Origin of the sequence: Haemophilus sp. HN_Hi10 (genome assembly GCF_049821985.1) — a bacterium.
Classification (GTDB): domain Bacteria; phylum Pseudomonadota; class Gammaproteobacteria; order Enterobacterales; family Pasteurellaceae; genus Haemophilus; species Haemophilus influenzae_D.
Genome location: NZ_CP187495.1, coordinates 1,136,440 through 1,162,387, shown reverse-complemented (window position 1 = coordinate 1,162,387; position 25,948 = coordinate 1,136,440). Strand labels below are relative to the sequence as shown.

The following is a 25,948-nucleotide window of genomic DNA, read 5'->3' as shown; positions in this document are numbered from 1 at the left end:
GCACTTTTAGATTATGGCTGGCTAGATAAACGCTGTTTTGCTTCCTGATTACCTAATTCAGCAGCTTTCTTCAGCCATTCCAATGATTTTTTAGGTTGGTTTTGTGAGCGATAAATATTACTTAACATCATCATCGCATCCGTATCTTTAGCCCGAGCTGTACGTTCAAAAAGCTTAATGGCCTGCTCTGTATTTTGTTTGACGTAATCGCCACGCAGATACATAACGCCAAGATTATTTAGCCCTTTCACGCTGCCCTTCTCTGCGGCTTCGCTAAACCACCAATAAGCCTTTTCATAATCTCTCGCTGTGCCACGCCCGAGATTATATAACATACCAAGATTGCTTTGAGCCGTTATATTTCCTTCCAACGCCATCGGATACATAATATCGAAAACAGAGATCCATTGCTGTTTATTAGCAAACTCTTGTGCCAAATTCATTCTTGCTTGATCATCCATTTTCGGACTCGCTGTAACATCAACGGTTTTCATTGCCCAAATAGGCAAACTAAAACAAAGTAATACGGTGTAAAAAAATAACTTCAGTTTCATTTATAAAGTTGCTATTAAAAGTAAAATAAAAAACACAGCAGTAATCGCAAATTCGGTTAGTCCAACTTGCATAACAGAGAGCTTTTTAGTGGGCAGATAAACCGCTCGCACTAATCCAGGGACAAAAGCTAATGCTAAAACAAATTGTTGCGAAACCACAAAAATCAGTACACATAATAAGTGAAAAATCACTGATGCCCAAAAATAACGTGGATTTTTTCGCTCACGCATCATAGATTTCACATAAAGCGTTGTTCCAATAAAAAATAATGCTGGATAAATCGCCACCCAAAGTATTTTTTCATCAAAAGTGCGGTCAGAAAAGTAATAGGATCCCATTCCAGCTAAAGCAAAAATTAAGATCCCAGCCAAATCATTCCATAAATTACGTTCATCTTTTTTCTTGGTAAAGTAAATATTTACTATTACAAAAGGCAGCATGGCAAACATAAAATAAAGCACTTGCCAATTATAAATTAACGCGGGAATCGCAAAAATCACTGCGGCAGCAAAATAAATCACAGACCATTTTTTGTATAACTCAAGATTTTTACCTTTAAATAAATTCAAAAAAGGATAAGTCATCAAATAAAGCGAAAACCATCCTAATAGTAAAAATAAGTGAGCCCATACTGGATTAGCAAGTAACATACCGTAAATAAAAGGCACCAATGCCATAACAATAGCACCGTGCTGATTAGAAATAAGCAATTTCATAATAATTAAATAATTGAGAATAACTGTCAGGTATTCTAGCTTAGTAAAGAGGATTTTACAAAGCAGTAAAGGCTATTTAGAATAGAAGAAAATACCCCAAAGGAGAATCCTATGACAATTCAACGCATTTTACCCAATGCACGTTTAAGTGAAGTTTCAATTCATAACAACCTCGCCTATTTTGCAGGGCAAGTTCCAGAGCTAACCATAGAGCAAAATGCCTACGAACAAACCAAAGAAGTATTAGGATTAATTGATAAATTGTTAGCAGAAATTGGCTCCAATAAAAGCAATATTTTAACTGCGCAAATTTTCTTGGCAGATATGCAAGATTATGCACAATTAAATCAAGCTTGGGATGAATGGGTCGATCATGTTAGCCCACCAAGTCGAGCGACAGTCGAAGCTAAATTAGCGGATCCTCGTTGGAAAGTTGAAATTGTTGTTATTGCAACCTGCTAGTTTTTAATCACATTAATGGGAGAACATTATGGAAAATTGGACAAATGAAATTTGGGTAGCGATTAGTATCGCTTTTATTGTTGGATTATTTATTGGTTACATTGCCGTGCGTTTAACCAAAGGCTCCGTAAAACATCAAGCTAAAACAGAAGCTGAATTAAAAACAGTCAAAAACCAACTTGATACACAAAAGGCGCAAATCGAAAAACATTTTGCAGAAAGTGCTGAATTATTCAAAACCTTAATTAAGGATTATCAAAAACTTTATCACCACTACGCAACCTCCTCCAATAATTTACTGGGCGAAAAAGATCACAAAGGTTTATTCACCCAACAGTTGATTACTGCAACAGATAAATCTCAAAATGAACAACCAAGAGATTATTCTGAAGGCACATCAGGTTTATTTAAAGAAAAGAGAGAAGAAAATTAAAAAGTGCGGCTAAAAATAGGAATGTTTTTAGCCGTTTATTATTCTATTATTGCACTGATTTTTTAGATTTTTTCCATTTCCAAAAAAAGAATACTACAAGTAAACCAACAAATATATAAATCACTATTTGACCTTTTTGAATTTGTGCATGTAGCCAATCTAAATTTTTAGCCCCTAATTCCCCAAGGTAAACCCAAATGGGTACAGAAATAATCGCAGCACAGAAATCTATTAAAACAAAACGAACATAACTTACACGGCGTGTAATGCCTGAGACCATATAAATTGGAGCGCGTAAACCGGGTAAAAATCGTGCAACAAACAGTACTCGATTTCCATATTGACTGAATTTTTCACGCACCATTCTTAAACGCTGTAATGTTACAATTCTACGTATTGGTCGGAAACGTAAAATTTTCGTACCATAAATTCGACCAAGCCAATACATACAGGAATCGCCAACAAGCACACCAATCATACTAACTAGCAACATCAAATGAGAATTGACATTTTCTGGATAAAGCCCCGCAATGACACCACCTGAAACTAATGTTATATCTTCTGGAATAGGTACACCAAATCCACAAATAATTAAAACAAAAAGAACAGCCCAATAACCATATTCAGTAAAAAATCCAATCAAAAATTCCATTTGTTCCTGCTTTTTTATTAATAGATGTGACAAAAAATTGGTTCACATTTTAATCTTTTCAAATCAAAAAGCCTAGAAAAAAGTTTGATTTGAAAATAAGGATATTCTATAATCCACCGCTCTCAAGGCTTGTCTTTGAGCGGTTTTTAGGAAAATTGCTGGGTCGCCTGCGATTTTCTTTCTTTTAACATTTAATTTCAAGAGAACATAAAAATGGCATTTAAATTTAACGCTGAAGTTCGTACTGCGCAAGGTAAGGGTGCGAGCCGCCGCCTGCGTAACAATGGTCAAATCCCTGCAATTGTTTATGGTGGCAGTGAAGAACCAGTTTCAATCATCTTAAACCACGATGAATTAAACAACGCGCAAGCACACGAATCTTTCTATTCTGAAGTGATTACATTAGTGATCGGTGGTAAAGAAGTTGCAGTTAAAGTACAAGCAATGCAACGTCACCCATTCAAACCAAAATTGGTTCACATTGACTTCAAACGCTCGTAATTCTAGTTCACACATTTAAATAAAATAACAAAAAAGCTAAGACATTCATCTTAGCTTTTTTCTTACATATTCATTGTTTCTCAATAAATATCTAAACTTTAATTTTTTATCAAATAACGTTTTAAATTTTCAACAACAAATTCTAATTCTGCTTTTCCATAGTTCGGCTGAAATTCTAAAAAAATCACCCCAGCCTTTCGACAAGCCTCCCGTTTCACAGCATCACGCTTAGCTGCATTATCCTGATAATGTCCCTGCCCTTGATATTCAATTACTATTACGGCATAGCCTTTCTTATCCACAATCAAAAAATCTACTCGTTTACTATTTATCACAAAATGGGCCTCTTTATCTATATCTATTGATTCTAAAAACTCTCCCATTGAAACCTGAGTAAATAAACGGAACTCTTGATAACCTTTAGACAACAACTTTTCTAAACGAAGAAAAAGTTGATATTCACTCTTATTCATCAAGGCTTTTCTTTTATACTTACTCAATATGACGACATCAAGATGATCATTTTTATTCACAATATTAATTTTATTTTCTGTCGAAAGATAAAGACGACTCTTCTTTGCATTACGACGAGTTGATCTTGATTTAGATGAAAATAAGCCAATGAGAAATAAAATAACAAAAATGAAAATAATGATGTATTGTAAAGAAAATTCCATATTGCTCTCCTAAATGAACAGGAAAACAAGATAGCATTAATAGAATATTACTTTACATTACAAATAAACCTGTTTGAGATCTGGATCGCAAAAACAACCTTAAATAAGACAAAAAACTAACTTTTGTTAGTACTATGGGAGTTAAAAAATATGGCTGGGGTACTAGGATTCGAACCTAGGAATGCTGAGATCAAAACCCAGTGCCTTACCGCTTGGCGATACCCCAATTAGATAAATCTTTGATTGGATATAAAGAAGACTTTTTTGATAGTATGGCTGGGGTACTAGGATTCGAACCTAGGAATGCTGAGATCAAAACCCAGTGCCTTACCGCTTGGCGATACCCCAACGACTATTTGAATTACAAAGCGATAAATGGTGCGGGACGAGGGACTTGAACCCACATACCTCTCGGCGCCAGAACCTAAATCTGGTGCGTCTACCAATTTCGCCAGTCCCGCAAATTTGGTGGCTACAGCGAGATTCGAACTTGCGACCCCAACATTATGAGTGTTGTGCTCTAACCAACTGAGCTATGTAGCCATTACTTAATTTGCTTAACCATATCGGCTTTGCGGGGCGTATTATGCTGATTTTGATGATCCTCGTCAAATACTTTTTTACAAAAAAAGCAATTTTATGTTTGTTTGCTTATTAATGAAGCATATCACTTATTTTTTATTCATTTATACAACTTATATGGCTTTCTCAACGACCAAATTTTTCCTAATCATATTGTTCTTTTATCCGTTCATTTATTGTTAATTAAAATTTATTTGACAAAAAATGATGAAATCGTTATTTCTATACCTATTATTCTAAAAAAACACAACATCTAGGAGTACCTTATGTCCCATCTCTCGGTCGCCAAATTTGGCGGAACATCCGTTGCTAACCACGATGCAATGACAGCTTGTGCAAAAATTATCATTGCCGATCCCAATACACGCGTAGTTGTGCTTTCTGCATCAGCTGGTGTAACAAATTTATTAGTGGCTTTAGCAAATGGTGTAAAAGCGACAGAACGTGAAAAATTAATTGGCGAAATCCGTCAAATTCAAGAGAATATTTTGAATGAATTAAAAGACGATAGCCGTATTCGTCCAATTATTGAAAAATATCTTGAAAATATTACCGCACTTTCTGAAGCAGCGAGTCTTGCAACCTCCCCCGCATTAACCGATGAACTTATTAGTCACGGCGAAATGATGTCTACTCAAATTTTTATTGAGATTTTACGAGAGCAAAACGCATCTGCTACTTGGGTTGATGTGCGTACAATTGTTGCAACCAATAACCATTTTGGTAAAGCTGCGCCAAATGATGAACAAACTCAATCAAACAGCGATAGCATTTTAAAACCATTAATAGACCGCGGCGAATTAGTTATTACCCAAGGTTTTATCGGACGTGAACCAAGCGGTAAAACAACCACATTAGGCCGTGGCGGTAGCGACTACTCTGCTGCTTTATTAGCCGAAGTATTAAATGCAAAAGACGTTTTAATTTGGACTGATGTAGCAGGCATTTATACAACCGATCCACGCATTGTTCCGACAGCACAACGCATCGACACAATGAGCTTTGCTGAAGCTGCTGAAATGGCAACCTTTGGGGCTAAAGTGCTACATCCAGCCACATTGCTCCCTGCCGTACGCAGCAATATCCCTGTTTATGTGGGTTCAAGTAAAGCACCTGAAGCGGGCGGAACTTGGGTTACTCGTGATCCTCAACCGCGTCCAACTTTCCGTGCAATTGCATTACGCCGAGATCAAACTTTACTCACTCTTTCGAGCTTAAGTATGTTGCACGCGCAAGGTTTCTTAGCAAATGTATTTAACATTTTAGCTAAACATAAAATTTCAGTAGATACCATTACTACGTCAGAAGTCAGCATTGCATTAACATTAGATAAAACAGGCTCTGCATCTTCAGGTGCGGAATTACTTTCAACCGAATTATTAGATGAACTTCGTCAATACTGTTCAGTAAAAGTCGATACAGGATTATCATTAGTTGCATTAATCGGTAATGACCTGCATATTACTTCAGGTGTGGCAAAACGTATTTTTGATACTGTTCAATCTTATAATGTGCGAATGATTAGTTATGGGGCAAGTACCAACAATGTTTGTATGTTAGTACAAAGTGAACATTCTGATGAAATTGTACGCTCATTACACAAATCCTTATTTGAATGAAGTTTAAACCTAAAGTGCGGTGAAAAATCACCGCACTTTTTCTTTTATATCATTGAGATTAAAGTTGAAAAAGAGTAAAGTAAACGGCTGTTTATTTTGACTAATTTAACCGAATAAAAGGCGGAAATTATGGGAAAAAGCGTTGTTATCTTAGGTGCACAATGGGGCGATGAAGGTAAAGGGAAAATAGTTGATCTTTTGACGGATCGCGTAAAGTACGTGGTTCGTTATCAAGGCGGTCATAACGCAGGTCACACACTTATTATCAATGGAGAAAAAACCGTATTACGTTTAATTCCATCTGGTATGTTACATCCAAACGTAACTTGCTTAATTGGTAATGGCGTTGTGGTTTCGCCTGAAGCATTAATGAAAGAAATGGGCGAACTTGAAAGCCGTGGTATTAAAGTTCGTGAACGTTTATTAATTTCTGAAGCTTGTCCTTTAATCTTGCCTTATCATGTGGCGATGGATCACGCACGCGAAGCAGCCCTTGGCAAAAAAGCTATTGGTACAACGGGTCGCGGTATTGGTCCTGCTTATGAAGATAAAGTGGCTCGTCGTGGTTTACGCGTAGGCGATTTGTTCGACAAAGAAACTTTTGCCGAAAAACTCAAAAATATCCTTGAATACTATAATTTCCAATTAGTGAACTACTATAAAGTTGAACCTGTCGATTATCAAAAAAGCTTAGATGATGTAATGACAATTGCCAATGTAATTACGGGAATGGTGGCAGACATCACTACAATTCTTGATACTGCGCGCAAAAATGGCGAGCATATTTTATTTGAAGGTGCGCAAGGCACAATGTTAGATATCGACCACGGTACTTATCCGTATGTCACTAGCTCAAATACAACGGCTGGTGGTGTCGCAACAGGTTCTGGATTTGGCCCACGCAATCTTGATTATGTACTTGGTATCATCAAGGCTTACTGTACTCGTGTAGGCGGTGGCCCATTCACAACGGAATTATTTGATGATGTGGGTGCTGAGATTGCACGTAAAGGTAACGAGTTTGGTGCGGTAACAGGTCGTCCACGTCGTTGTGGTTGGTTCGATGCCGTTGCAATTCGCCGTGCAATCCAACTCAATTCCATTTCAGGTTTCTGTATGACTAAACTAGACGTGTTAGATGGTTTTGATGAAGTAAAAATCTGCGTTGCTTACAAAATGCCAAATGGCGAAATCGTTGAATATGCACCGTTAGCGGCAAAAGATTGGGAAGGTGTAGAACCAATTTATGAAACATTACCTGGTTGGAAAGAAAATACTTTCCGCATCACAGATGTAAATAAATTGCCACAAAACTGTATTAACTATATTAAACGTATTGAAGAAGTGACTGGCGTACCTATTGATATTCTTTCAACAGGCCCTGATCGTGTGGAAACGATGATTTTACGCGACCCATTCGCCGCTTAATTTCTTTTGATTTTCAGACCGCACTTTAAAAGTGCGGTCTTTTTTTTATGATTTTTTTACTATTCTTCAATAGAACGTAATAATTCATTGATGCCAACTTTACCTAAAGTTTTCGCATCCACTTTTTTCACGATCACAGCACAGTATAAGCTATATTTTCCACATTTTGATGGAAGGCTACCTGATACAACAACAGAACCTGCTGGTACACGGCCGTAGTGAATTTCTCCTGTTTCACGATCATAAATTTTAGTTGATTGACCGATGAATACGCCCATTGAAATCACACAGCCATCTTCAACGATAACACCCTCAACCACTTCTGAACGTGCGCCAATAAAGCAGTTATCGCCGATAATGGTTGGATTAGCTTGTAATGGCTCTAACACGCCGCCGATACCTACACCGCCAGATAAATGAACATTTTTACCAATTTGCGCACAAGAGCCTACTGTCGCCCAAGTATCCACCATGGTGCCTTCGCCAACGTAAGCACCAATGTTTACATAAGATGGCATTAATACGCAGTTTTTAGAAATATATGCGCCTTTACGCACCGTTGCAGAAGGCACAACACGGAAACCTTCTTCAGCAAAACGCTCTTCGGTGTAATCCGCAAATTTTAATGCCACTTTGTCGTAATATTTTGTTTCTGCGCCATCAATAATTTGGTTATCGTTAATGCGGAAAGATAGCAATACCGCTTTTTTTAACCATTGATGTGTTACCCATTCGCCATCAATTTTTTCGGCTACACGATATTTTCCAGAATCTAACCCTTCGATTACTTCTTCAATTGCCGCGCGCGTTTCTGCATCAACGGTTTTTGGTGTAATTTCTGCACGTTTTTCAAATGCAGCTTCAATAATTGCTTGTAAATTTGACATAGAACTTCCTATATGTTGTGAATAAAACGGCGTTAGTTTTACCATATTTTAAACGGGCAAGCAAAACACCGAAAAAAATCACCGCACTTTGTAGAAACAAAACTGCGGTGATAATAAAAAGTTGATTTGATTAAAAGATTGAAAGTGCAAGCCCCACGACAACAGACATACTAAAAACAACCATAATCATTGCATAACCAAAATCGCTCATTTTGTTCTCCTCATAAAAAATAACGCAGACATTCTAGCAAGAATAATACGAAAAAATCACTTCTTTTTATAAAAAATTTGCAATAAAGATGACTAAATTCTCAACAAACCTTTATAATAGGAAAAATTTTTTAGGGATTTAAATATATGGCAACAATTAAAGATGTGGCAAAAATGGCTGGTGTGTCCACCACAACCGTATCTCACGTAATTAATAAAACCCGTTTCGTTGCAAAAGATACGGAGGAAGCGGTGTTATCCGCAATTAAACAACTTAATTATTCCCCTAGTGCTGTGGCACGCAGTTTAAAAGTCAATACCACCAAATCCATTGGTATGATTGTGACAACCAGTGAAGCACCCTATTTTGCCGAAATCATTCATTCTGTTGAAGAACATTGCTATCGACAAGGTTATTCTTTGTTCTTATGTAACACACAAAATGATCCTGAAAAAGTCAAAAATCATTTAGAAATGTTGGCAAAAAAACGGGTCGATGGCTTGCTTGTAATGTGTTCTGAATATACGCAAGATTCATTGGATTTACTTTCATCATTTTCCACTATTCCAATGGTTGTAATGGATTGGGGCCCAAATGCTAATACCGATGTGATTGATGATCATAGTTTTGATGGCGGATATTTAGCAACCAAACACCTCATTGAGTGCGGTCATAAAAAAATCGGGATTATCTGCGGCGAACTCAATAAAACTACCGCAAGAACGCGTTATGAAGGCTTTGTAAAAGCAATGGAAGAAGCTAAATTAACCATCAATCCGTCTTGGGTACTAGAAGGTGCATTTGAGCCTGAAGATGGCTATGAATGTATGAATCGTTTACTGACTCAAGAGGAATTACCAACTGCCCTATTCTGTTGTAACGATGTGATGGCGTTAGGTGCAATTTCCGCTCTGACAGAAAAAGACTTACGCGTGCCAGAGGATATGTCCATTATCGGCTATGATGATATTCACGCCTCACGTTTCTACGCACCACCATTAACCACCATTCATCAATCAAAACTACGTTTAGGCAGACAGGCAGTAAATATTCTGTTAGAACGAATTAGTCACAAAGATGAAAGCGTTCAACAATATGGTCGTATTGATATAGCCCCTGAGCTTATCATTCGAAAATCCGTTAAATCGATTTTATAAACTTAGCAAAAATAGACTGCATTTTTTAAACAATCCCTAAAAAGTGCGGTTCTTTTTTAGCTATTTTTTAGCTTTTCTTGATTATTTTCAAAATTTCTCTGAATAGCATTTGCCCTCCACCCTATTTTTAGTTATATCTACCGCCAACTGACAAATTTTATTTTTTACTTTTAGGAGTTCCTATGACACAAGAGTACGCCACTCTGCGCAATAACATTAGTATGTTAGGGCGTTTTCTCGGAGAAACTATCAATGATGCACAGGGCGAAGATATTCTCGAATTAATCGAAAACATTCGTAAACTTTCTCGTAATTCTCGTGCTGGCGATGATAAAGCAAGACAAGCATTGCTCGACACGCTCGGTAGTATTTCTAATGAAAATATTATTCCCGTCGCGCGTGCTTTCAGCCAATTTTTAAACCTCACAAACATTGCTGAACAATATCAAACGATTTCCCGTGAACATTCTCTTGCACAAAGTTCTTCTCAATCCTTAAGCGAACTTTTCAAACGTTTAAAAGAACAAAATGCCTCAGTGGAAGAGGTGCATAAAACCGTCGAAAAATTATTAATTGAGCTTGTTCTGACCGCACATCCAACAGAAACAACACGTCGTTCATTAATTCATAAACACATTGAAATCAATAAATGTTTAAGCAAATTAGAGCATAATGATTTAACTGAAAAAGAACGCAATATTATTGAGCGTCTATTACTTCGTTTAATCGCAGAAGCGTGGCATACCAACGAAATTCGTACTGTTCGTCCAACACCATTTGATGAAGCAAAATGGGGCTTTGCGATGTTGGAAAACAGTTTGTGGCAAGCTGTACCAGAATTTTTACGCCAACTAAATGAAACCGCCCGTGAATTTTTAGGTTACGATTTGCCAGTGGGATTAAAACCTGTGCGTATTTCCTCTTGGATGGGTGGCGACCGTGATGGAAATCCATTTGTCACCGCACAAATCACCAAAAAAGTACTTTATTTTGCCCGTTGGAAAGCGGCAGATTTATTCTTACAAGACATCAGCAAATTAGCCGATGAACTTTCAATGATGAAATGTAGCGATGAATTTCGCACTAAATACGGCGAGCATTTAGAACCCTATCGTTTCGTAGTAAAAAATTTACGCCATCAGCTAACAGCAACCTTAGCTTATTTTGATGATCGCTTATCTGATCGCACACCGCGCGTATCTGAAAGCGAAATTATTTTAGAAGATAATCAACTTTGGGAACCGCTTTACGATTGCTATCAATCTTTAATTCAATGCGGTATGCGCATTATTGCGAACGGTTCATTGTTGAATATTTTGCACCGTATTAGCTGTTTTGGCGTGATACTTTCTCAGATGGATATTCGCCAAGAAAGCACTCGTCACACCGATGCCATTGCTGAAATCACGCGCTATATTGGTTTAGGCGATTACTCTCAATGGACGGAAGACGATAAACAGGCCTTCTTAATTCGAGAATTAAGCTCACGCCGTCCATTAATTCCGCAAAACTGGACGCCATCGCCTGAAACCCAAGAAATTTTAGATACTTGCAAAGTCATTGCTCAACAAAAACAAGGTGTAATAGCTTGTTATGTTATTTCGATGGCACGCAGTGCCTCTGATGTTTTAGCCGTTCATTTACTCTTAAAAGAAGCGGGCGTGCCATATCATATTCCTGTTGTGCCATTATTCGAAACCTTAGACGATTTAGATGCAGCTGAAAAAGTGATGACTCAACTTTTCAATGTAGGTTGGTATCGTGGAGTTATCAATAATCGTCAAATGGTAATGATTGGTTATTCAGATTCGGCAAAAGATGCGGGAATGATGGCTGCCTCTTGGGCGCAATATCGTGCACAAGAAGCCTTAGTGAATTTAACGGAAAAACTTGGTATTGAACTCATTTTATTCCACGGACGTGGTGGCACGATTGGTCGTGGCGGTGCGCCAGCACATGCGGCATTACTTTCTCAACCGCCTCGTTCCCTAAAAAATGGTTTACGTGTAACAGAACAAGGCGAAATGATTCGCTTTAAACTGGGTTTACCGGCTGTAGCGGTAGAAACCTTTGATCTCTACGCCAGCGCCATTTTAGAAGCAAATCTTTTACCACCACCAGAACCGAAACCAGAATGGCGTAACATAATGGACGAGCTTTCCACGATTTCTTGCGATATTTACCGTAGTGTGGTGCGTGGCGATAAAGATTTCGTGCCTTATTTCCGCAGTGCGACGCCAGAACAGGAGCTGTCCAAATTGCCGCTTGGATCTCGCCCAGCAAAACGCAATCCAAATGGCGGCGTGGAAAGTTTACGTGCCATCCCTTGGATTTTTGCGTGGATGCAAAATCGCTTAATGCTACCTGCTTGGTTAGGCGCAGGTGCCTCTATACGTCAAATTATCGAACAAGGAAAAGGCGATATTATTCATAAAATGTGTGAAAACTGGCCGTTCTTTTCAACGCGAATCGGAATGTTGGAAATGGTCTTTAGTAAATCGGATACTTGGCTTTCCCAACAATATGATCAACGATTAGTGAAAAAAGAACTTTGGTATTTAGGGGAAAATTTACGTAAGCAACTTGAAGATGATATTCAAACTGTACTTTCACTTTCTCATCAAAGTGAATTGATGTCTGATTTACCTTGGATTGCAGATTCAATCGCATTGCGTAATATCTACACGGATCCACTCAATCTACTACAAGTAGAATTACTTCACCGTTTCCGTGAAAATCCAGAGCAAGTAAATCCCGATGTGGAACAAGCATTAATGATTACCATTACAGGTATCGCAGCTGGAATGCGTAATACGGGCTAGAACGATGAAAAAAGTGCGGAAAAATTTTCCGCACTTTTTTATTCAAATCGATCACTTAATAAAAATTGTAAAACTGCATCCATTCTCAGGTGGGGAATAGTTTCGCCTTGTTCTAAAGGCTGAGGTTCAAAACTATCGAAATCAAAATGCGGTTGTTTTTGCCAGAATTCTGATCTTGGTAATTTACTCGGCACCGTTCCTGGATAAAGCGTAATCGGTTGTTTATCAATAGAACGAATCCCTTGAATCGCTTTAATTTCTTTTCCTTGCTGATTTACAATCACTTGCTTTGTGGTACGAACAGCCGCAATCGCGGTATATTCCGTATCAATTCCTTCAAATTCCACATGGCGACCGCCCTCTTGCACAATTTGGCGTATTAAACTCACTAAATTAGGCATTTGATCGCGAGTAATATGATCCGCCTTCGTCGCAACAAACATTAATCGATCAATTCTCGGGGAAAACAAACGATGAAGAAAATTTCTACTGCCATAATGGAAATTATTAAATAACTGATTTAAGCCCATTTGCATATCTAAAAAGGCTTGCTGGCTGTGGTTTAAAGGCGTTAAACAATCCGCCAAAATCACTTGGCGATCAAAATTAGAAAAATAATTTTCGTAAAAACCTTTCACAATTTTATTGCGATAATAATTATAACGTGTTGTCAGCACGGCAAAATAGCTATTCGATTTGGCTGTTTTTTTCAAGGTTTGCCACTGTTCTTCTGAAAGATGAATTAATGGAAAAAATTGTAATGCGGGCGCGCCCTCTAAATCACTTGGCAACACAAATCGCCCAGGCTGAATAAATTGCATGCCTTGCGACTTGCATTGGTGTAAATAATCCGTATAACTTTTCGCAATCTTGGCTAAAACATCTTCATTTGCGACCGCACTTAAATCCAAATCCTGTAACATAGCAAGCCAATTTCGCGCTAATTCTTCGCGAATACCTGTGGTTGCCTTGACTTGTTCTTGCGACCATTGTTGAAAATCTAGATTTAACAACGGCAAATCGAGTAGCCATTCCCCTGGATAATCAAAAATATCCAGATAAAGCGTGCTGCGTTCTTTCAAATGACGTAGCAAGCCAGATTGACGTTGAAAACGAATGGCTAAACGCGTTTCACTCACGCCACGAGTAGACTGAAACCATTGAGGCGGATTTTGTGACAAATCATTTAAATTACTTTCATAATCAAAACGTGGCACGCTGAGATCTTGTTGGGATACTCGTTTGACTGCCAAAATTGAACCATTTCTAGCCGCTTCAAACAAGGGCAAATGCTGTGACGAATTTTGATTAATAGAGAGAAGTTGATTAATTAAACTTGTAATAAACGCCGTTTTTCCACTTCGACTTAACCCCGTCACCGCCAAGCTCAAAGTGCGGTCAAAACCACGATTAATAATTTGATTGATTTCCTTTTGAACCCGATTAAACATTCAATATCCTAGCCATTTTTGCCAATATATTTTACAATTCGCAACATAATTTATCACAAAGCATTTGTTATGTTACGTCTAAATCTGAGATTTTTATCTTTTCTGCTCTGTATAAGCCAAAGTATAGGATTACAAGCCGCACCAAGTATCCCAACATTTTTAACTGAAAATGGCTTAACTTATTGCACCCACGCTTCAGGTTTTTCATTTAATCCGCAAACGGCAGATGCAGGAACCAGTATGAATGTGGTCACGGAGCAAATTTATAACAAATTATTTGATATAAAAAATCACAGTGCAACATTAACACCAATGCTGGCTCAATCTTATTCCATCTCAGCTGATGGTAAAGAAATTTTATTAAATTTACGTCACGGCGTAAAATTTCACCAAACCCCTTGGTTTACCCCAACACGTGATTTTAACGCGGAAGACGTAGTATTTTCGATTAATCGTGTATTAGGGCATAATACTTATTTACCAACCTTAGCAAAGGCGAATGTTACCTATAGTAATCCACAATATAAAGTGTTTCACGAACAAGCAAGAAAAGTGCGTTTTCCTTATTTTGATAGCATTAAACTTAACGAAAAAATCAAATCTGTGACCGCACTTTCGCCTTATCAAGTAAAAATTGAATTATTTGAACCAGATTCCTCCATTTTGTCGCATCTTGCCAGCCAATATGCCATTATTTTTTCACAAGAATATGCCTATCAATTAAGTGCAGATGATAACCTTGCTCAATTAGATACTCATCCAGTAGGCACAGGGCCGTATCAAGTAAAAGATTATGTATATAATCAATATGTTCGCTTAGTGCGTAACGAAAACTATTGGAAAAAAGAAGCTAAGATAGAACATATTATTGTGGATCTTTCTACTGATCGAAGCGGGCGTTTAGTCAAATTTTTCAATCACGAATGTCAAATCGCTTCTTATCCTGAAGTAAGCCAAATTGGCTTATTAAAAAATGATGACAAACATTATTATATGCAATCTACTGATGGGATGAATTTAGCCTATTTAGCGTTTAATTTTGATAAGCCATTAATGCGAGATCACGAAATCCGTGCTGCTATTTCACAAAGTTTAAACCGAGCTCGAATCATTCATAGCATTTACCATAACACGGCAACTGTTGCTAATAACATTATTCCTGAAGTGTCTTGGGCTTCAACTGTCAATACGCCAGAATTTGAGTTTGATTACCATCCCAAAATCGCCAAAAATAAATTAGCAGATAAAAACCTTTTGTTAAATTTATGGGTAATTAATGAAGAACAAGTCTATAATCCTGCACCTTTTAAAATGGCTGAAATGATCAAATGGGATTTAGCTCAAGCGGGTGTAAAAGTTAAAGTGCGTGCCGTAACTCGTCCATTTTTAACGGCGCAATTACGCAATCAATCAGAAAATTATGATTTGATTCTATCTGGTTGGTTAGCTGGTAATCTTGATCCTGATGGTTTTATGCGTCCAATTTTAAGCTGTGGAACAAAAAATGAACTCACTAATTTATCTAATTGGTGTAATGAAGAATTTGATCAATTTATGGATCGCGCCATTACCACCTCACATTTAAGTTCACGCGCAAAAGCCTATAATGAAGCCCAAGAACTCGTTTTACGTGAATTACCCATTATTCCTATTGCCAATGTAAAACGTATTTTAGTCGCAAATAGTCGTGTGAAAGGAGTAAAAATAACACCTTTTGGTAGCTTAGATTTTTCCACCTTACATTTTATTCAGGAGAAACACTAATGTTATGGTCGGCTCTTCGCCATATCCTGTGGGTGGCATTATTATTACTCGTACTATCGTTATTAGGCTTTGTCATTTTATTACGTGATCCTCTTAATGCGAATCTTGTTACACAAAACATTTATATCGGCTATTTTCATTATTTAGGCACCTTGTTACAAGGTGATTTTGGCATTACCTATAACGGTGGAAAATCATTAATGAACCTTATTCTTACGGTTCTTCCTCCCACATTAGAACTTTGTTTCATTACATTGTTTTTGGCATTTATTTTTGGTTTGCCACTTGGCATTATAAGTGCGGTCAATTCTGAACAAGTTTTTGCAAAAAGTTTACAAAGCCTATCTTATGTAGGACTATCTATTCCAATATTTTGGTTAGCCCCCATTTTACTGTATGTTGCCGCGCTCTCACATTGGGAAATTGCCGCTATTGGGCAATATAATTTACTTTACGAAATTAAATCCATTACAGGATTTCCTGTTATTGATATGTGGTTTATGGAAGTGCCTTATCGCACAAAAATTGTACAAAATATATTACAACATTTAGCCTTACCAACACTGGTATTGTGTATTTTGCCAACAATGGAAATTATCCGCATTATTCATCAACGAGCAGAATATATTTTGAATCAAAATTTTTCCAAAGTAGCGGCAACACGGGGTTGGTCAAAATGGAAAATTCTCCATCAATATGTCTTCCGTAATACTTTTCCCCTGCTTGTTCCACAAGTACCACGTGTATTCACATTAGTATTAACGCAATGTATGTTGGTAGAAACGGCTTTAGGCTGGCCAGGCATTGGTCGTTGGTTAATTAATGCCGTAAATGAACAAGATTACAACAGCATTGCCGCAGGTGTAATTGTTATTGGTGTATGTATTATTTTAATTGATACATTCACTAAACTATTCACTTTTATACTCGATCCATTTAAAAAGAAAGGTTGGTATGCAAAATAAAGAACCTGATGAATTCCGCGAAAGTACCTCAATCTTTCAAATTTGGTTACGCTTTCGTCAAAATACCATCGCACTTTTTAGCTTTTATTTATTAATCGCATTAATTTTTACCGCACTTTTTGCTAGTTATCTTGCACCTTATGCTGATAATCGACAATTTATTGGGCAAGAATTAATGCCTCCATCTTGGGTAGATAGAGGAAAAATTGCTTTTTTCTTTGGTACTGATGATTTAGGTCGCGACATATTAAGTCGTTTAATTATGGGTACTCGCTATACCTTAGGTTCTGCTTTACTGGTTGTCTTTTCAGTGGCAATAATAGGCGGCACACTAGGAATTATTGCAGGATTACTGAAAGGTATTAAAGCTCGTTTTGTCGGGCATATTTTTGATGCTTTTTTATCGTTACCTATTCTATTAATTGCCATTGTTATTTCAACATTAATGGAACCAAGTTTATGGAATGCAATGTTCGCAACACTCTTAGCGATATTGCCGTATTTCATCCATGCAATTTATCAAGCCATTCAACAAGAATTGAAAAAAGATTATGTGCTGATGCTAAAACTTGAAGGCATTTCCAATCAAGCCTTATTAAAAAGCACTATTTTACCGAATATTACTGTTATTTATATTCAAGAAGTGGCTCGTGCTTTTGTGATAGCCGTGTTGGATATTAGCGCGTTAAGTTTTATTTCCCTTGGCGCACAACGACCAACCCCAGAATGGGGCGCAATGATTCGAGATTCTTTAGAACTACTCTATCTTGCACCTTGGACGGTATTACTCCCTGGCTTTGCAATTATTTTTACTATTTTATTAAGCATTATTTTTAGCAATGGCTTAACTAAAACCATCAATCAACATCAAGAATAGCCTATGGCACTTTTAGACATTTGTAACCTCAATATTGAAATTCAAACCTCCAATGGACGTATAAAAATTGTAGATGGCGTCAATCTTTCCCTTAACGAAGGGGAAATCAGTGGATTAGTTGGCGAATCAGGCTCAGGAAAAAGCTTAATCGCTAAAGTCATTTGTAATGCAATCAAAGAAAATTGGATTATTACTGCCGATCGCTTTCGTTTTCACGATGTCGAATTACTTAAACTCAGTCCTAATAAACGACGTAAGATTGTCGGCAAAGAAATTTCAATGATTTTCCAAAATCCCTTATCTTGCCTTGATCCAAGCCGAAAAATAGGGAAACAACTCATCCAAAATATTCCTAATTGGACATTTAAAAATAAATGGTGGAAATGGTTTGGGTGGAAAAAAAGACGTGCTATTGAATTGTTACATCGCGTAGGAATTAAAGATCATCGTGATATTATGGCAAGCTATCCTAACGAACTGACAGAAGGCGAAGGACAAAAAGTTATGATCGCAATGGCTGTCGCTAATCAGCCACGTTTATTAATCGCGGATGAACCAACAAATGCGTTAGAATCAACCACTGCCCTACAAGTTTTTCGTTTACTTTCCAGTATGAATCAAAATCAGGGAACAACAATTTTACTTACGAGTAACGATATTAAAAGTATTAGTGAATGGTGCGATCAAATTTCAGTGCTTTATTGTGGGCAAAATACAGAATCCGCCCCGACTGAAATATTAATCGAAAGTCCCCATCACCCTTATACCCAAGCCTTAATTAATGCAGTACCCGATTTTACTCAACCTTTAGGATTTAAAACTAAATTGGGTACGTTAGAAGGCACCGTGCCTATTTTAGAGCAAATGCCAATTGGCTGTCGTCTTGGCCCAAGATGCCCTTTTGCACAAAAAAAATGTATGGAAAAACCAAGACGATTGAAAATAAAACAACACGAATTTTCTTGTCATTATCCTATTAATTTACGAGAAAAAAATTTTAAAGAAAAAACAACAGCCACCCCTTTTATACTTAATTGCAAAGGAAATGAATAATGCCCTTACTACAAGTGGAAGATTTAACTAAAACTTTCAAAGGTCACGCCAGTTTATTTGGACGAAGTCAATTCAATGCAGTGGATAGCGTGAGTTTTACCCTTGAACGCAAACAAACACTAGCGATCATTGGCAATAATGGCTCTGGTAAATCAACCCTAGTGAAAATGATAGCAGGTATTATTCCGCCGACTTCTGGTCGAATTTTATTTAATGATCGAGAATTACAATATCAGGATGTACAATCTAGAGCTAAACATATTCGTATGGTTTTCCAAGATGCTAATTCTGCATTCAACCCACGTTTAAATATTGGGCAAATATTAGACGAACCATTAAGCCTAGCGACAGATTGGACAGAGACACAACGTAATGAAAAAATCTTTGAAACCCTCTCTCTTGTTGGACTTTATCCTGATTACACAAATCTCAATATTAAGCATCTCTCTATCAGCCAAAAGCAGCGGGTTGCCCTAGCTCGCGCATTAATTTTAGCACCAGAAATTATTATAATAGATGATGCAATTGGCAATTTAGATGCTTCTGTACGTATTCAATTGCTTAATTTAACCCTTGATTTACAACAACGTTTAGGTATATCTTATATTTATGTGGGACAGGATCTCGGTGTAATTAAACATATTGCAGATACGATTATCGTAATGGATGACGGAAAAATGATTGAATATGGCAGCCCTCAAAATCTTTTTACTGATCCACAAACTGATGTTACTCGTCGCTTAGTCGAAAGCTATTTTGGCAAAATTTTAGATGAAACCGCTTGGGTAAAAGACAAAAACACTCACTAAGGAAAGAAAAAATGAACACGCGTCCTTTTTATTTCGGACTTATATTTATCGCGATTATCGCTATACTTGCTAACTATTTAGGAAACACTGATTTTTCCCATCATTATCATATCAGTGCTTTAATTATTGCTATCTTGCTGGGAATGGCAATCGGCAATACCATTTATCCGCAATTTTCAACACAAGTGGAAAAAGGCGTTTTGTTTGCGAAAGGCACGCTTCTTCGCACTGGCATTGTGCTGTATGGTTTTCGCCTCACTTTTGGCGATATTGCCGATGTAGGATTAAATGCGGTTGTCACTGATGCAATCATGCTAATTTCAACCTTCTTTTTTACCGCACTTTTAGGCATTCGTTATCTAAAAATGGATAAACAATTGGTTTATCTCACTGGGGCAGGATGCAGTATTTGTGGTGCAGCAGCGGTTATGGCGGCAGAGCCTGTTACCAAAGCAGAATCTCATAAAGTTTCAGTGGCGATTGCCGTCGTGGTCATTTTCGGGACTCTTGCTATTTTTACTTACCCCTTGTTCTACACGTGGTCACAACATTTAATTAACGCCCATCAATTTGGTATTTATGTTGGTTCTAGTGTGCATGAAGTGGCTCAAGTTTATGCGATTGGGGAAAATATTGATCCTATCGTGGCGAATACTGCCGTCATTTCCAAAATGATCCGAGTAATGATGCTCGCACCATTTTTATTAATGCTTTCTTGGTTATTAACACGTAGTGATGGGGTATCAGAAAATACATCACACAAAATTACAATTCCTTGGTTTGCTGTACTTTTTATTGGCGTTGCCATATTTAATTCTTTTGATTTATTACCAAAAGAACTCGTGAAATTATTAGTTGAAATCGATTCTTTCTTATTAATTTCAGCGATGGCTGCGCTTGGCTTAACGACACAAGCAAGTGCAATCAAAAAGGCAGGATTAAAACCGCTTGTTTTAGGAACACTAATTTATTTATGGCTAGTGGTTGGTGGATTTTTAGTGAATTATGGAATATCAAAATTAATATAAAATTCACTTAAGATTGACCGCACTTTTAAAGTGCGGTCTTTTTTTATGAAGAATATTTTCAGATATGATTATTTAAAACATGAAATTACGCTTTACTTCAAAGTACGATTTAATAAACCATCCTCTAAAAATAAAGGACCAATTGGGCGTTTAGGAATATCAAACTTCTGCGGATAAATCACATCAACCAAATACAATCCATCGGGTTTTGCTGTTGCTGCAGCAAGCTGACGATTTTTCTGCTCAAGTAGCCATTGCATCCATTCAATCGGCTTATTTCCAGCACCGACCTCAATCAAACTTCCCACAATATTACGCACCATATGATGCACAAAAGCGTTCGCCTGAATATCAACAATAATATATTGCCCGATACGAGACACATTCAAATGATGCACATTACGCCAAGGGGTATGGGATTGACATTGTGCTGCACGGAAAGAGGAAAAATCATGTTCGCCAAGTAAACATTGCCCTGCCTGATGCATTTTTTCCGCATCTAAATCTAAATGGCAATGGGTTATTCCTCCCGCTAAAATCGCAGAGCGTAATTTATTACAATAAAGAATATAGCGGTAACGGCGTGCTGTTGCGGAAAATCTCGCATGGAATTCATCATCGACTTGTTTTGCCCAACTCACTGCAATGTCATCAGGTAAATGAGCATTAGTGCCAAAAGCCCAAGCCTTCTCTGGACGAACCGCATTGGTTTCAAAATGAACAACCTGCCCCGTTCCACTTACGCCAGAATCCGTTCTTCCAGCACAAAATATTTCAATTTTTTCATTTGCAATGTGAGAAAGTGCCTTTTCTAATTCTTCTTGTACACTGCGGACTTTTTCTTGTCTCTGCCAACCATAATAATTTTGCCCATTATACTCAATGCCTAATGCAATTTTCATTTTTTACCTTTTGGCTTAATAAAGTGCGGTTATGGTAGCTCAAGTTTATTTGGAGCGCAAATGCATAAAAACACTCCAAAATTTATTCAAAAATAAGCGATAGTTTCTAAAAATTGCAGTAATAAATGTGAATTTTTTGTGATAAAGATCCCATTCTGATAATCTGCCATTAGAGTTTACACTCCAAACTCCCTATAATTAACTTACGCATTATGAAAAACTAAAAGGAAAATTATGAAAACATTGAGTGAATTTATCGTTGAACGCCAAGCTGAATATCCAAACGCAAAAGGGGAATTGAGTGGTATTTTGTCGTCAATTCGTCTTTTAGCAAAAATTATTCATCGAGATATTAACAAAGCAGGTTTAACAAATATTCTAGGTCAATCTGGTGTTGAAAACGTACAAGGCGAAAGTCAAATGAAACTTGATTTATTCGCCCATAACACGATGAAAGCGGCATTAATGGCACGTGAAGAAGTGGCAGGGTTTGCATCTGAAGAAGAAGAAAGTTTTATTGCGTTTGATACGGAACGTGGACGCAATGCAAAATACATTATTTTAACTGATCCCCTTGATGGTTCTTCAAATATTGATGTAAATGTCTCCGTCGGTACAATTTTCTCCATTTACCGTCGCGTATCTCCAATTGGCACACCTGTGACCTTAGAAGATTTCTTACAACCAGGGAATAAACAAGTTGCCGCAGGTTATATTGTTTACGGTTCATCAACTATGTTGGTATATACCACTGGTAATGGGGTTAATGGTTTTACTTATGATCCATCAATCGGTACATTCTGTCTTTCTCACGAAAACATGCAAATGCCAAAAACGGGGCGTATTTATTCCATCAACGAAGGACAATACCTCAAATTCCCACAAGGTGTGAAAAAATATATTAAATATTGCCAAGAAGAAGACAAAGCGACCAATCGCCCTTACGCCTCTCGCTATATTGGTTCACTTGTAGCAGACTTCCACCGCAATTTATTAAAAGGTGGCATTTATATTTACCCAAGTGCAACCAACTATCCAAATGGAAAACTCCGTTTATTATATGAAGGCAATCCTATTGCATTTTTAGCGGAGCAAGCTGGTGGTGTCGCAACGGATGGTTATCGTCGAATTTTAGATATCGAACCAACCGCACTTCATGAACGTGCTCCATTATTTGTGGGTTCAGAAGATATGGTAAAAAAAGCGCAAGAAATGATGGAAGAATTTAAAGAATAATAAAAATCCCCTCGACTAAAAGAGGAAATTTTTATCAAAAAACCGAACTTAATGTTCGGTTTTTTTATATTACATAATACGACGCGATTGAGTATAGGTTCTAGCCCAATATTTTTCATCAAGGGAACTTATCGTCACACCTTGCCCTGTACTTGCGTGCATAAATTGGTTATTACCAATATAAACACCAACGTGATTATTTTTACGGAAGAAAACTAAATCGCCTTTTTTAAGTTTCGGATTTATTTATTTTTCTACCTAAATGACGCTGTTCAGCCGTAGAACGAGGCAATTCAATACCACGTTTAGTCGTACCGCCCATACGATAACGAGTGCCAACCCATTCATTATATACACTAGCGAGAGCCTTATCGCCCATCAAAGCCGAGGAGCGGTTTGTTCTCACTTTGTGAAAAATACCTGTTCGATTATCTTTTTCTAAATTATTAATTAAACCCGTTAATTGAACATCATCATTTTCCGAAATAATCTGATGATTTGCCGTTCGTGGTGTATTAGAACAAGCGGTTGCTAATACAGCTAAACCAATAATAACTAAAATTCTTTTCAACATAATTTCAAATAATTAAAAGAAATAAAATCTAGCAGAGGCTATAAAAATTTGAATAGAATTACCAGTAAAAATCCAATTTTGATAAGCATTTTGTGATCTTTCACACAAATTCGACTTAATTTGTTCCACCAACAGTAATTTCATCAATTTTTAATGCTGGCTGCCCTACGCCAACGGGTACACTTTGTCCCTCTTTACCACAAACCCCGATACCTAAATCAAGTTCTGATTTATCTGCAACCATAGAAATTTTTTGCATCACTTCAATGCCGCTACCGATTAAAGTTGCACCCTTCACTGGTTTCGTGATTTTCCCTTTTTCAATTAAATAAGCTTCTGAAGTAGAAAATACAAATTTACCAGAGGTAATATCCACTTGACCGCCCCCAAAGTGCGGTGCATAAATCCCCTGTTCTACAGAAGCAATCAAATCATCAAAGTGACTTTGTCCCGCAAGCATATAGGTGTTAGTCATTCGAGGCATTGGCAAATGTGCATAAGACTCACGTCGTCCATTCCCTGTTGGTGAGACGCCCATTAAACGGGCGTTCATTTTATCTTGCATATAACCTTGCAAGATCCCATCTTTGATGAGTACATTGCACTGGCTTGGCACACCTTCGTCATCAATAGTCAATGAGCCTCGACGATTTTCAATGGTGCCGTCATCTACAATTGTACATAATGGAGAAGTTACTTGTTCGCCAATCTTGCCTGTAAAAAGTGAACTTTCTTTACGGTTAAAATCGCCTTCTAAACCGTGACCTACTGCTTCGTGTAGCAATACACCAGGCCAACCAGCACCTAATACAACAGGCATTAATCCAGCTGGTGCTGCAATTGCACTGAGGTTTACAAGTGCTTGACGAACCGCTTCTTTAGCAAATCGTACTGCTCTAATATCTCCATCAATCACTTCAAAGAACCAATCTAAACCGAAACGCCCACCAGAACCACAGCTTCCTCGCTCACGTTTGCCATTTTCCTCTACTAACACAGAAATAGATAAGCGAACTAAAGGACGAATATCTGCTGCTAGTGTACCATCCGTCGCCATGACTAATACTTCTTCATAAACGGAACTGAGGCTTGCTGAAACCTTGGTTACACGATGATCTTCAGCTCGAGCTGTACGATCAACCAAATGTAATAGCTCAATTTTTTTCTCTTTGGTTAAACTTTCCAAAGGATTAATCGCTGCATAACGAGCAACAAGATTTACAACATTAAAAGCGGATGGCGAAATCAAATTTCCCTGTTTGACTTGCGCAATTCCTTTCACGGCTTCTGCACATTGCTGCAAAGAAGCAAGATTAATTTGATCGGCATAAGCAAAGCCTGTTTTCTCGCCAGAAACTGCCCGCACGCCAACGCCACGATCAATATGAAAACCGCCTTCTTTTATAATACCATCTTCTAATACCCAACTTTCATCTTGGCTAAGTTGAAAATACAGATCGGCATAATCAATATTGCGATGCGACATAACATCAAAAATATTGAGTAATGTTTGAGTTGAAAGATTGCTTGGCGTGAGTAATGTATTTGAAACTTGGTTTAACATATTTTTTCCAGTCTAAAGTAAATATCTTATGAGTGCTTATATCCGTTTAGTACAACAGTACAGATTAAAATCGGATTAATAAAGTGCGGTTAATTTTGAGGTTATTTTTCCAAATGCGCCAATCCAAATTGATACAAAGCATTCTTCTTATAACCATACAATTCCGCAACAATAGCTGCTGCTTTTTTTAATGGCAATTCTTCTGCAATTAATTCAAGCGCTTTCACTGCTTGTGGAGAAATTTCATCGTTATTGTCAGATTTTGGTTTGCCTTCCACAATCAAAACCATCTCGCCTTTTGTACGATTGGGATCTTCTAAAAGCCATTCACGTAAATTTTTAATGGTATTACCCGTAATCGTTTCCCACGTTTTAGTCATTTCACGGGCTAACACAATATAGCGTTCTTCCCCTAGCACTGATTGCATATCTTCTAGCGTATCTAAAATACGATGGGTAGATTCATAAAAAATCAAAGTGCGGTCTTCTTCGGCGATATTTTCTAATTTATCTTTGCGCGCTTTACTTTTCGCAGGTAAAAAACCTTCAAAACAAAATTTATCAGAAGCAATCCCCGATGCGCAAAGTGCGGTAATTGCCGCACAGGCTCCAGGCAAAGGCACAACGCGAATACCAGCTTCACGACATTGACGTACTAAATGAAAACCAGGGTCACTGATTAATGGCGTCCCCGCATCAGAAATCAAAGCAATACTACTCCCCTGCTTGAGCTTTTCCACCAAAATATGGGCTTTTTCTTGTTCGTTATGATCGTGCAAAGCAAAAAATGGCTTCTTTATGCCGTAATGGCTCAATAAAAGTCCACTATGGCGAGTATCCTCTGCTGCAATTAAATCCACTTGCGCAAAAGTCTCTAAAGCACGCTGGGTAATATCCTGTAAATTACCAATGGGCGTGGCAACAATGTATAAAATTCCGGTTAAATCAGTCATTTTTGTTTGCTTTTAAGTTATGAGATAAGTAAGATCTGCTACAACTATTGTCTGTTTATGATGGAGCAAA

The 25,948-nt window shown here is 37.6% G+C and carries 23 protein-coding genes, 4 tRNA genes and 1 pseudogene; 14 read left to right on the top strand and 14 right to left on the bottom strand.

Annotated elements, in window-relative coordinates:
* Positions 1-11: 11 nt before the first annotated feature.
* The gene (locus tag ACPT8Q_RS05720; protein WP_061671230.1) at positions 12-554 is read right to left on the bottom strand and encodes a tetratricopeptide repeat protein; all 543 of its coding nucleotides are present in this window, start codon (positions 552-554) and stop codon (positions 12-14) included.
* Positions 555-1,271, bottom strand: coding sequence for a YwiC-like family protein (locus ACPT8Q_RS05715; RefSeq protein ID WP_061671231.1), 717 nt, complete (start codon positions 1,269-1,271; stop codon positions 555-557).
* A gap of 111 nt (positions 1,272-1,382) precedes the next feature.
* Between ACPT8Q_RS05715 and ACPT8Q_RS05710 the strand changes: the two genes are divergently transcribed.
* The gene (locus ACPT8Q_RS05710; protein ID WP_005660525.1) at positions 1,383-1,733 is read left to right on the top strand and encodes a RidA family protein; all 351 of its coding nucleotides are present in this window, start codon (positions 1,383-1,385) and stop codon (positions 1,731-1,733) included.
* A 28-nt stretch (positions 1,734-1,761) separates the two neighbouring features.
* Positions 1,762-2,166 (top strand): YhcB family protein, encoded by a 405-nt coding sequence (locus tag ACPT8Q_RS05705; RefSeq protein WP_061671232.1) that lies wholly within the window; start codon positions 1,762-1,764, stop codon positions 2,164-2,166.
* Between the two features lie 46 nt (positions 2,167-2,212).
* Here the strand turns inward: ACPT8Q_RS05705 and ACPT8Q_RS05700 are convergent, their stop codons facing one another.
* On the bottom strand, positions 2,213-2,818 hold the full coding sequence (locus ACPT8Q_RS05700) for a DedA family protein (protein ID WP_005660522.1): 606 nt from the start codon (positions 2,816-2,818) through the stop codon (positions 2,213-2,215).
* A gap of 213 nt (positions 2,819-3,031) precedes the next feature.
* On the opposite strand from ACPT8Q_RS05700, the gene rplY reads away from it, so the two are divergent.
* A complete protein-coding gene (gene rplY, locus ACPT8Q_RS05695; RefSeq protein ID WP_050847556.1) occupies positions 3,032-3,319 on the top strand; it encodes a 50S ribosomal protein L25 in 288 nt (95 codons plus the stop codon).
* Positions 3,320-3,417: 98 nt separating this feature from the next.
* Here rplY and ACPT8Q_RS05690 read toward each other — a convergent pair whose 3' ends face one another.
* From ACPT8Q_RS05690 to ACPT8Q_RS05670, 5 genes are all read right to left on the bottom strand, one after another.
* Positions 3,418-3,996 carry a DUF2726 domain-containing protein gene (locus tag ACPT8Q_RS05690; RefSeq protein ID WP_061671233.1) on the bottom strand — a complete coding sequence of 193 codons (579 nt, stop codon included), beginning with the start codon at positions 3,994-3,996 and terminating at the stop codon, positions 3,418-3,420.
* Positions 3,997-4,147: 151 nt separating this feature from the next.
* Positions 4,148-4,222 (bottom strand) — tRNA-Gln (locus ACPT8Q_RS05685).
* Between the two features lie 47 nt (positions 4,223-4,269).
* Positions 4,270-4,344, bottom strand: a tRNA-Gln gene (locus ACPT8Q_RS05680).
* A gap of 28 nt (positions 4,345-4,372) precedes the next feature.
* Positions 4,373-4,457 (bottom strand) — tRNA-Leu (locus tag ACPT8Q_RS05675).
* 5 nt (positions 4,458-4,462) lie between these two features.
* Positions 4,463-4,539, bottom strand: a tRNA-Met gene (locus ACPT8Q_RS05670).
* Between the two features lie 305 nt (positions 4,540-4,844).
* Between ACPT8Q_RS05670 and lysC the strand changes: the two genes are divergently transcribed.
* Together lysC and purA are read left to right on the top strand one after the other, a co-directional pair.
* Positions 4,845-6,197, top strand: coding sequence for a lysine-sensitive aspartokinase 3 (gene lysC, locus ACPT8Q_RS05665; RefSeq protein WP_061671234.1), 1,353 nt, complete (start codon positions 4,845-4,847; stop codon positions 6,195-6,197).
* Positions 6,198-6,326: 129 nt separating this feature from the next.
* Positions 6,327-7,625, top strand: a complete 1,299-nt coding sequence (gene purA, locus ACPT8Q_RS05660) for an adenylosuccinate synthase (RefSeq protein ID WP_061671235.1) — start codon at positions 6,327-6,329, stop codon at positions 7,623-7,625.
* Positions 7,626-7,684: 59 nt separating this feature from the next.
* Here purA and dapD read toward each other — a convergent pair whose 3' ends face one another.
* Entirely contained in the window at positions 7,685-8,512 is an 828-nt protein-coding gene (dapD, locus tag ACPT8Q_RS05655; protein WP_021035339.1) for a 2,3,4,5-tetrahydropyridine-2,6-dicarboxylate N-succinyltransferase, read from the bottom strand.
* A gap of 357 nt (positions 8,513-8,869) precedes the next feature.
* On the opposite strand from dapD, the gene purR reads away from it, so the two are divergent.
* Both purR and ppc read left to right on the top strand, forming a co-directional pair.
* On the top strand, positions 8,870-9,880 hold the full coding sequence (gene purR / locus ACPT8Q_RS05650; RefSeq protein ID WP_032824085.1) for an HTH-type transcriptional repressor PurR: 1,011 nt from the start codon (positions 8,870-8,872) through the stop codon (positions 9,878-9,880).
* 182 nt (positions 9,881-10,062) lie between these two features.
* A complete protein-coding gene (gene ppc, locus ACPT8Q_RS05645; protein ID WP_061671236.1) occupies positions 10,063-12,702 on the top strand; it encodes a phosphoenolpyruvate carboxylase in 2,640 nt (879 codons plus the stop codon).
* 38 nt (positions 12,703-12,740) lie between these two features.
* Here ppc and ACPT8Q_RS05640 read toward each other — a convergent pair whose 3' ends face one another.
* Positions 12,741-14,153, bottom strand: a complete 1,413-nt coding sequence (locus tag ACPT8Q_RS05640) for a YcjX family protein (protein WP_050949093.1) — start codon at positions 14,151-14,153, stop codon at positions 12,741-12,743.
* 69 nt (positions 14,154-14,222) lie between these two features.
* On the opposite strand from ACPT8Q_RS05640, the gene ACPT8Q_RS05635 reads away from it, so the two are divergent.
* Genes ACPT8Q_RS05635 through ACPT8Q_RS05610 form a run of 6 tightly spaced genes read left to right on the top strand, consistent with a single transcriptional unit; the run spans position 14,223 to position 20,649 of the window.
* On the top strand, positions 14,223-15,917 hold the full coding sequence (locus ACPT8Q_RS05635; protein WP_050949092.1) for an ABC transporter substrate-binding protein: 1,695 nt from the start codon (positions 14,223-14,225) through the stop codon (positions 15,915-15,917).
* Positions 15,917-16,882: an ABC transporter permease gene (locus ACPT8Q_RS05630; protein WP_005653118.1), complete on the top strand. Its 966-nt coding sequence runs from the start codon at positions 15,917-15,919 to the stop codon at positions 16,880-16,882. Before ACPT8Q_RS05635 ends, ACPT8Q_RS05630 begins: the two co-directional genes overlap by 1 nt.
* Positions 16,872-17,759, top strand: coding sequence for an ABC transporter permease subunit (locus ACPT8Q_RS05625; protein WP_425622256.1), 888 nt, complete (start codon positions 16,872-16,874; stop codon positions 17,757-17,759). The genes ACPT8Q_RS05630 and ACPT8Q_RS05625 overlap by 11 nt, the downstream gene beginning before the upstream one ends.
* A gap of 3 nt (positions 17,760-17,762) precedes the next feature.
* A complete protein-coding gene (locus ACPT8Q_RS05620; RefSeq protein WP_005647374.1) occupies positions 17,763-18,812 on the top strand; it encodes an oligopeptide/dipeptide ABC transporter ATP-binding protein in 1,050 nt (349 codons plus the stop codon).
* Entirely contained in the window at positions 18,812-19,621 is an 810-nt protein-coding gene (locus ACPT8Q_RS05615; RefSeq protein ID WP_021035346.1) for an ATP-binding cassette domain-containing protein, read from the top strand. The genes ACPT8Q_RS05620 and ACPT8Q_RS05615 overlap by 1 nt, the downstream gene beginning before the upstream one ends.
* 11 nt (positions 19,622-19,632) lie before the next feature.
* Positions 19,633-20,649, top strand: a complete 1,017-nt coding sequence (locus ACPT8Q_RS05610; RefSeq protein ID WP_042602064.1) for a YeiH family protein — start codon at positions 19,633-19,635, stop codon at positions 20,647-20,649.
* Between the two features lie 92 nt (positions 20,650-20,741).
* On the opposite strand, the gene truA is transcribed toward ACPT8Q_RS05610, so the two are convergent.
* Positions 20,742-21,551, bottom strand: coding sequence for a tRNA pseudouridine(38-40) synthase TruA (gene truA, locus ACPT8Q_RS05605; protein WP_042602063.1), 810 nt, complete (start codon positions 21,549-21,551; stop codon positions 20,742-20,744).
* A 234-nt stretch (positions 21,552-21,785) separates the two neighbouring features.
* On the opposite strand from truA, the gene fbp reads away from it, so the two are divergent.
* Positions 21,786-22,787 carry a class 1 fructose-bisphosphatase gene (gene fbp, locus ACPT8Q_RS05600; RefSeq protein WP_050848629.1) on the top strand — a complete coding sequence of 334 codons (1,002 nt, stop codon included), beginning with the start codon at positions 21,786-21,788 and terminating at the stop codon, positions 22,785-22,787.
* 69 nt (positions 22,788-22,856) lie between these two features.
* On the opposite strand, the pseudogene ACPT8Q_RS05595 reads toward fbp, so the two are convergent.
* The 3 genes and pseudogenes from ACPT8Q_RS05595 to rsmI all read right to left on the bottom strand — a co-directional run bounded on the left by ACPT8Q_RS05595 (position 22,857) and on the right by rsmI (position 25,878).
* A pseudogene (locus tag ACPT8Q_RS05595) lies at positions 22,857-23,361 on the bottom strand (NlpC/P60 family protein).
* Positions 23,362-23,476: 115 nt separating this feature from the next.
* Positions 23,477-24,925: a metalloprotease TldD gene (gene tldD / locus ACPT8Q_RS05590; RefSeq protein WP_050949088.1), complete on the bottom strand. Its 1,449-nt coding sequence runs from the start codon at positions 24,923-24,925 to the stop codon at positions 23,477-23,479.
* A 101-nt stretch (positions 24,926-25,026) separates the two neighbouring features.
* Positions 25,027-25,878 (bottom strand): 16S rRNA (cytidine(1402)-2'-O)-methyltransferase, encoded by an 852-nt coding sequence (rsmI, locus tag ACPT8Q_RS05585; protein WP_050949087.1) that lies wholly within the window; start codon positions 25,876-25,878, stop codon positions 25,027-25,029.
* Between the last annotated feature and the right edge of the window lie 70 nt (positions 25,879-25,948).

Bases quoted from the DNA above. Each gene is read 5' to 3' on its own strand.
- ACPT8Q_RS05635 (WP_050949092.1), top strand. From the start codon at position 14,223: ATGTTACGTCTAAATCTGAGATTTTTATCTTTTCTGCTCTGTATAAGC.
- fbp (WP_050848629.1), top strand. From the start codon at position 21,786: ATGAAAACATTGAGTGAATTTATCGTTGAACGCCAAGCTGAATATCCA.
- ACPT8Q_RS05700 (WP_005660522.1), bottom strand. From the start codon at position 2,818: ATGGAATTTTTGATTGGATTTTTTACTGAATATGGTTATTGGGCTGTT.
- truA (WP_042602063.1), bottom strand. From the start codon at position 21,551: ATGAAAATTGCATTAGGCATTGAGTATAATGGGCAAAATTATTATGGT.
- ACPT8Q_RS05620 (WP_005647374.1), top strand. From the start codon at position 17,763: ATGGCACTTTTAGACATTTGTAACCTCAATATTGAAATTCAAACCTCC.
- ppc (WP_061671236.1), top strand. From the start codon at position 10,063: ATGACACAAGAGTACGCCACTCTGCGCAATAACATTAGTATGTTAGGG.
- ACPT8Q_RS05610 (WP_042602064.1), top strand. From the start codon at position 19,633: ATGAACACGCGTCCTTTTTATTTCGGACTTATATTTATCGCGATTATC.
- ACPT8Q_RS05705 (WP_061671232.1), top strand. From the start codon at position 1,762: ATGGAAAATTGGACAAATGAAATTTGGGTAGCGATTAGTATCGCTTTT.
- purA (WP_061671235.1), top strand. From the start codon at position 6,327: ATGGGAAAAAGCGTTGTTATCTTAGGTGCACAATGGGGCGATGAAGGT.
- lysC (WP_061671234.1), top strand. From the start codon at position 4,845: ATGTCCCATCTCTCGGTCGCCAAATTTGGCGGAACATCCGTTGCTAAC.
- ACPT8Q_RS05690 (WP_061671233.1), bottom strand. From the start codon at position 3,996: ATGGAATTTTCTTTACAATACATCATTATTTTCATTTTTGTTATTTTA.
- ACPT8Q_RS05615 (WP_021035346.1), top strand. From the start codon at position 18,812: ATGCCCTTACTACAAGTGGAAGATTTAACTAAAACTTTCAAAGGTCAC.
- ACPT8Q_RS05710 (WP_005660525.1), top strand. From the start codon at position 1,383: ATGACAATTCAACGCATTTTACCCAATGCACGTTTAAGTGAAGTTTCA.
- ACPT8Q_RS05625 (WP_425622256.1), top strand. From the start codon at position 16,872: ATGCAAAATAAAGAACCTGATGAATTCCGCGAAAGTACCTCAATCTTT.
- ACPT8Q_RS05630 (WP_005653118.1), top strand. From the start codon at position 15,917: ATGTTATGGTCGGCTCTTCGCCATATCCTGTGGGTGGCATTATTATTA.
- ACPT8Q_RS05715 (WP_061671231.1), bottom strand. From the start codon at position 1,271: ATGAAATTGCTTATTTCTAATCAGCACGGTGCTATTGTTATGGCATTG.
- rsmI (WP_050949087.1), bottom strand. From the start codon at position 25,878: ATGACTGATTTAACCGGAATTTTATACATTGTTGCCACGCCCATTGGT.
- tldD (WP_050949088.1), bottom strand. From the start codon at position 24,925: ATGTTAAACCAAGTTTCAAATACATTACTCACGCCAAGCAATCTTTCA.
- ACPT8Q_RS05720 (WP_061671230.1), bottom strand. From the start codon at position 554: ATGAAACTGAAGTTATTTTTTTACACCGTATTACTTTGTTTTAGTTTG.
- dapD (WP_021035339.1), bottom strand. From the start codon at position 8,512: ATGTCAAATTTACAAGCAATTATTGAAGCTGCATTTGAAAAACGTGCA.
- rplY (WP_050847556.1), top strand. From the start codon at position 3,032: ATGGCATTTAAATTTAACGCTGAAGTTCGTACTGCGCAAGGTAAGGGT.
- purR (WP_032824085.1), top strand. From the start codon at position 8,870: ATGGCAACAATTAAAGATGTGGCAAAAATGGCTGGTGTGTCCACCACA.
- ACPT8Q_RS05640 (WP_050949093.1), bottom strand. From the start codon at position 14,153: ATGTTTAATCGGGTTCAAAAGGAAATCAATCAAATTATTAATCGTGGT.